The sequence below is a fragment of the Kyrpidia sp. genome (assembly GCF_023512215.1).
Lineage (GTDB): Bacteria > Bacillota > Bacilli > Kyrpidiales > Kyrpidiaceae > Kyrpidia > Kyrpidia spormannii.
Genome location: NZ_JAILZZ010000084.1, coordinates 1 through 6,219, shown reverse-complemented (window position 1 = coordinate 6,219; position 6,219 = coordinate 1). Strand labels below are relative to the sequence as shown.

At 48.6% G+C, this 6,219-nt stretch carries 6 protein-coding genes and 1 pseudogene; 1 reads left to right on the top strand and 6 read right to left on the bottom strand.

The window, feature by feature from the left end; translation table 11 throughout:
- Positions 1-459: 459 nt before the first annotated feature.
- A complete protein-coding gene (locus tag K6T64_RS15940; protein WP_288011053.1) occupies positions 460-759 on the top strand; it encodes a transposase in 300 nt (99 codons plus the stop codon).
- 147 nt (positions 760-906) lie between these two features.
- Here the strand turns inward: K6T64_RS15940 and K6T64_RS15935 are convergent, their stop codons facing one another.
- The 6 genes and pseudogenes from K6T64_RS15935 to K6T64_RS15915 all read right to left on the bottom strand — a co-directional run bounded on the left by K6T64_RS15935 (position 907) and on the right by K6T64_RS15915 (position 5,834).
- A complete protein-coding gene (locus tag K6T64_RS15935; protein WP_288011052.1) occupies positions 907-1,953 on the bottom strand; it encodes an ankyrin repeat domain-containing protein in 1,047 nt (348 codons plus the stop codon).
- A 34-nt stretch (positions 1,954-1,987) separates the two neighbouring features.
- Complete coding sequence (locus K6T64_RS16965; protein ID WP_353737835.1) at positions 1,988-2,548, bottom strand: IS3 family transposase; 561 nt, start codon at positions 2,546-2,548, stop codon at positions 1,988-1,990.
- A 257-nt stretch (positions 2,549-2,805) separates the two neighbouring features.
- Positions 2,806-3,435: a hypothetical protein gene (locus K6T64_RS15930; RefSeq protein ID WP_288011050.1), complete on the bottom strand. Its 630-nt coding sequence runs from the start codon at positions 3,433-3,435 to the stop codon at positions 2,806-2,808.
- A gap of 181 nt (positions 3,436-3,616) precedes the next feature.
- Complete coding sequence (locus K6T64_RS15925; RefSeq protein ID WP_288011048.1) at positions 3,617-4,492, bottom strand: ExeA family protein; 876 nt, start codon at positions 4,490-4,492, stop codon at positions 3,617-3,619.
- A pseudogene (locus K6T64_RS15920) lies at positions 4,485-5,069 on the bottom strand (Mu transposase C-terminal domain-containing protein); the annotation flags it as partial. The gene K6T64_RS15925 and the pseudogene K6T64_RS15920, both read right to left, overlap by 8 nt.
- Before the next feature lie 216 nt (positions 5,070-5,285).
- Positions 5,286-5,834: a helix-turn-helix domain-containing protein gene (locus K6T64_RS15915; protein WP_288011045.1), complete on the bottom strand. Its 549-nt coding sequence runs from the start codon at positions 5,832-5,834 to the stop codon at positions 5,286-5,288.
- Positions 5,835-6,219: the final 385 nt, after the last annotated feature.

The window sequence follows — 6,219 nt, the reverse complement described above, 5'->3', positions numbered from 1 at the left end:
CCTATTATATGATTTATTACGAAAAACGTCAATTTTTCTAATTCAGGGATTACAGGTAAAAATTGAACTACGTCTCTTATACTTTCGTACGAGCCTTCCAACTACTGACACTGGGTTGGTCGGATGGCAACTCGTTTGTGCCTTTATGCTTTTCCCTGTTGAGTTCTGAACACGAGGACACAGGCTGTGCAGCGTTACCGAATCCGTCGACAAGTGCACCTGTGGGTACAAGCGGGGCAGGAGCCCCTGCGGAAAGCCACGGAGGTCATCTTCGAACTGCTGGCACAGGCTCAGGACTTGGGCATCTCAGCAAAGTACCTGTTGTTCGATAGCTGGTTCGCATACCCATCGACGATTACGCAGGCCGCGCGCCGTTCTCCGCACGTCGTGTGTATGCTGAAGAATATGGCTGGTGCCCGCCAAGATCGTGTTCGTCCGAGATCGAGGTCGTTCCTGTAGATGGCTAACGCTCCTGTGTACCGACACCCGCCTGGCCGACGAAGAGAAGAGATCGTTCAGATCTACGGTAAGCGATGGGACATCGAGACGTTCTTCAAGGTCAGTAAGTCCTATCTGAGACTGGCGAAAGAACTCCAGGGGCGCACGTATGACAAAATGTTTACACATACAACCGTCGTTTTCGTCCGCTATATCATCTTGTCCGTGACTTCCAGAAACGGCCAGGATCCTCGAACTATTGGCGGTCTGTTGTACGATTGCTGTAATGAACTGGACGACTTCCGGTTTATAAAAGACTGAGGCTTATTTTGGAGTGACTTAGAGTCGCCCAATATGGGATAGTCACCCAGGAACAAGACATGATTGAGCAGATTGTATAGCGATTCATCGACCATTTACTCAATACAATCAAACCAAAGCTGGCTTGCTGAGGGTGCGAAGCTCGAGTTAATTATTAGAATTAGCGGATGTGCTAAATTGAATCAACAATTTTCCTATCGCCGAATTTGGATCAATTCCCGACATCGCCGAAAGTCCACTCGTATTCTTGAGATTTGGATTTGCTCCGGCGTTCAATAAAAGCTTAACCATTTCTAGATCATTCGCGAACACAGCAAAGGACAATGCTGTGTCTCCGCTGGCATCCTGAACATTTGGATTTGCCCCGTGTTCCAATAAAATCCTTGCTATTTCATTGTAGGCCTGCGTATTAGCGTGTGGGTTAGCAGCTGAGTGCGCACAATCAATAAGAGGAGTTGCCCCGCTTGAATCTGTTACATTAGGATCGGCACCTTGGCTGAGCAAAGCTTTTACCAGTTCCACATTTCCGGAACCAGCTGCTATCTGCAAGTCTGTTAAAGGTTTTTTAGAATTCGTGGGGGTGGCGGAAGAGTCTTCGTTTGTTAAGCTATCCCGACTTTGCACAGAACTAAACTTCACTAGTTCTACAAATTTTACATATTGATGGTTATTTTTGTCTTTAATTTCTTTAAGAATTAATCCAACATGAGGTGCGTAATAAGATTTGTTGAAAACCTTATCGTTTCCAAACTTGACCTCACTTGTCACCTCAATGCAGTTATTAAATGTTCCAGCTTTTACAGTGATGGTTTTATTGATGCCAGTAATTGTGTCGGTCTCTGACGGTTCAGCAGTCCACTGTGAAGTGTTAGCTAAAATAATTTTCTGGTTATTGCTTGTTCCAATGAGAGAATTACTAACTCCAATTTGGATAATCTCGTTTCTGTTGACAGCATAAGCGACTTGTCTATCTCCAACATTTGCGGCCTGTCCTGTTGCAGTAGTCAAGATAACAAACTTATTCTGTGACACCTGATGAGTGATGTTTGTTTCTTCGACAACTACATTGTTACTTGGGGCATTGTATGTATCATAGGTCGCTGTCGAAGAGTCTTCCGGAAAGTAAGATCCAACATCCAGATTCTTCAAATCTGCGTTCGATATGGCCGAATTGCCACAACCGCTAAGTAACAAAAAAACGGCATCAAAAGTGGTAAAATTCTATACTTCACACCCTATCCCTCCTCAACTGAGGTAACCCCATTGTCAAGACATTTTTTCGGCTGTTCTTGAGGTTTGTTGCTTTGCTGCATTCTAGATATAGACCCCGGACCCATTCCAGTTCCGAAGCTATGGTAAATCCTTTTTTGGCGGAAAACCCTCTTTGCGTTCCTTGAATGCCAAATACAGTGGCCGAGTGATTATAGAATGTCAGGCTCGAGGACAAAGTCGAGGTATAAAGTCTGATACAATTCATACCTGACCACGCCGGGTATACCAGTCTAGAACTGCGACCAGAACATCCAGCCACTGGCCATCCGGATATATGGCTATCCGGATATATGTGATGTCGGTGCCCATTAGATGATTTGGACTCAATCTTCATGCCGCGCCAGAGATACGGGTAGACCCGGTGTGCTTGAGAACGTTGGCTTGGGTTTGGGCCCGGTGTGATCCCGGCAATTCCCATTTCTCGCATATGACGCTGGACGGCCTTTCGATTCACGGGCCAGTGTTCGTTGCGTAATATCACCGCCATTCGCCCCAAGCCGAAGGAAGTGTATTGCACGGATTGTCGCCAATTCGATCCTGTTGCTTGCGCCCCATCTAGTGAGATGGGCTGGCCGGTCTGTAATAGAGCCAGGATCGGCTCAAACCCAGAAGCTTAGCCAGAACGGCCGGCAGGAAATCACCTTTGTGAAATCGACCAGCACCGGCCTTTCTTCCAGACTGGGCGCGGGAAGCTTGTTTTCCAGCCAAGTCCATCGTCCAGTCACACGGCGAATCCCCAGATATAACCGTTGAATCTGGCCCATTGTAAATCAGTCATGAATCACTAACACACAATTTGTAGATTGATACTAACTCATCAATGAGTTCCGGATGATACAGAGCATAGCTAGGATGGTAATACCCCTTGCCTTCCGGATGTTTCTTTCCAAAACATGGGATATTAGCATGCGAGATGAGTTCTAGCCATCTGTCCTTTACGGCGCGCAGTTCAACCGGAAATGACTCTTCGTCACACCCCCATCCCAACAAGATCCAGGGGTGTTTCTTTAACTCTTGTTTGTCGACAAGGGATGATGTTGGGTCATAGTACCCGGTTTCCACAAGGCTTTTAAACTCCTCGAAGGCACTTGATAATGAAGTTTGCTGAATGGAGAACAAATTGTAGATGTAAAACCGTCCGTCTGGTTCGGACGGCTTAAAAATCTGTTCTACAAAACGAATGAGTTGATTCATGGTATGATCGAGTCGAATCTCTCCCCGTACTTCGCCGTTAAAGTTCAACTTATCTTTATTATGTGAGTCGATTAAATCTGCCGACCCTGGATTCAGCAGTAGACAACTTCCTATTGATACCTTTGATGTCGCCCACTGGATGTACGCTGCAGTCCTACACGTATGAGTCCCATTTTTTATGAACACTCCATAAGCTCTCGGCTTATCCATCTGCTCCCCCCTTTTTTACAATGTCGATTGAACACTCATCACCATTACAGATTAATTATCTCGGGAACTGAGGCTTTAGTTAAATTGTCCAAGATGTTGAGGGGAAAGCACGTTCGTGTGGAAGAGTATCCCATCCCCTCATCCTACTGATTATCTGACTGCAGATCTTTATAGCATTACCTCAATAAAGTACACATCGGGAAGCTTCGAGTTTGCTCAGTGGATTGGATATGTGGGACCCTTGCCAATCATTCTTGCTGTTGCTTTCTTTGGCCACCACGCGCCGAATCATGTGATCATCAATGATGCGGTGGCCATTTTGGGCGCCGTAAATCAGCGCATGTGTGCACACTTTGTTCACCAGCCGCGCCGCCCCGCCCGAGAATCGATCGATTTCATCCATCGCCTTATCCGAGAAAATCTCGTGCTGCGCACCCGCATAGGTGAGGTGACAGCGGATGTATTCGCCCACCTGGGCCCGGTCATAATGGGGTAGCCTGCACTGCACGTCGATCCGCCCGCGGATCGCAGCGTATGCCTGCAAATGTAACCGCTCCTGCAGTTCGCTCTGACCCACCAAAATCAGGGCCATGGGACTTTGCGCGTCCATCTTGAAGTTCAGCAGAAACCGGACTTCCTCGAGCATCTCGCGATCCAACAGGTGCGATTCGTCCACCACGACCACGGGCTGCAAATGGTGAATCCCGCGCATGAGCTCGATCTCCCGGTGCAGTTGCCGTTTGGCATCCCCGCGATAGAATTTCGCCTCGCACCCGAGCTGTTCCAGCAGCCCTTTGTAAAAGTGGCGCGGGGTGAGCTTGGAGTCCGAGAGATACAGCACCTTGAACCGGGCCGCGTCCAGCGTCGCGACGAACCGTCGAATGGCCGTGGTCTTTCCCGTCCCGGAGTCGCCGGTGAGGACGGCAAACCACCCTCGCTGGGCCGCATAGTGCAACCGCCCCAGCACCTCCTCCAGCGCCACAGGCAGATACAAGTCCCCGGCCGGAATATCCCGAGAGAAAGGGGTCCGGCGCAGGCCGTAAAAGGACTCAAACATCGCCAGGCTCCCCTTTCGGTACCTTCCGGTAGGACACGGCCGGAATCTGCCGGTCTCGGCGCTCCCGGTGACGCTCGTGTGCCGCCTCGAGCAGGCGCGAGGACTCAGCCGGTGTCGGTTGCAGATGATCTGGCAGCTTCGGACGTTTCCCCGTTCGCTCCCCGATCACCAGCGGGCGCACCCGCCACGGTTCGTGACCCTCGTACTCAATGGTCAGCTCCGTCGTGTCCGCCGGATCGTAAATCACGTCCACGGTGCAACCGATGAACGCCAGTCCCACTTCATACTTGCGGTTCAGGAAACTGATGCATCCGGACTTGTCGACTTTGCGCGTCTCCACATGCAAAAATGCATGAGCAAGCACGTCTGGATCCACAAAACGCAAGGGGTGGGGGTCGCTGCGAAACGCCGACTCCGGTGTCACGTTCTCTCCCAGGGCGGAATGCGGCCGGTGTTGATAACACTCACTGAGCCAAACGGCAAATCGGTCGTTGAGCTTGTCCAGAGTTTGGGGCTTCTCCAGGGCCACTTCCTGGAGAAAGTCATCCACCACTCGGTTGAACCGCTCCACCTTTCCCGTTTTATGCGAATCTTCGCATAAGACCGGTTATGGAAAGCTAGCCGTTATGGAAAGTTACGACCAACAAAGATATAGAATACAACGGGGCAGCCATTGACCAACTTCGCATAATGAACCAATCTACTACAAGGCGCTTTGTGCCCATTGTAGGTAGATAGGAGGTTTTTTATGCAGCAAACCTCAAATTATTTCACTACAGGACTGCTCGTATGTTTAATAAGACGGGGGAGTGGAAACGGCCAGAATAATTGTTTCACTCTCCTGCGGGTTAATCCACCGATGTGGCATCGTTGCTGGGTAATACAAGGTATCTCCTTCGGAGAGATGATATTCTGTATTTGCAATCCATATATTCAACTCTCCCTTGAGAACAGTGATAAATTCTTCACCTTCATGGGTGATCTCTTTGCCGCTTTCACCGCTTGGTGGTATGTAAATGAGCGCCGGTTCCATTTTGACGTTTCTCATTGAAGTTAGCTGTTCTTGCCATACAGGTCCTTTTGGTGTCAAATTACGGATGATTCTTCTTCGGTCTTCTTTTCTGGTAAGTACAATCAACTCTGATACCTCATCAAGAAAGAAGGCCGTAACTGGGACCTCCAATGCGTTAGCTAAGATCATCAACTCGACTACGGTAATGGAATCTTTTCCCGTTTCTATCTTACTTAACTTGCTCACTGACATATTAACTTTCTTGGCTAAATCAATGAGTCGTAACCCCTTTTTTTTCCTCTCATCTCGTAATTTCTTGCCGATACCCAATCAAATATCCTCCCATACACAAACGATTTTTTGTTCATCCCCTGAAAATCTGGTCTTTTTTGTTAATGGAGAAGTTTGGCATGCGAGAGCTCTAAAAAAGTCTCCTTTGGTCAAGTTCAACCTTGCGAAAACCGCAGGATTACAATATGACCAAATCCGAAGGAAGCACTTTTTCAGAACTATCGCATGCTCGAGTTCGACAGTTGCGAGGCACACGAAGGCACCCCAATAAAGGCGGGAAAGGTTTTTCGGCCAATTCCCGCCTACACGTCGTATAACTACATGACATTCCTTGGACCCATCCGAAAGAATCGCGGAGGCTCCTTGACGTCCAAGACGGAAAGGATTTACTGTTAAAAGCAGTGGTTTCTGTACGCTACCAGAC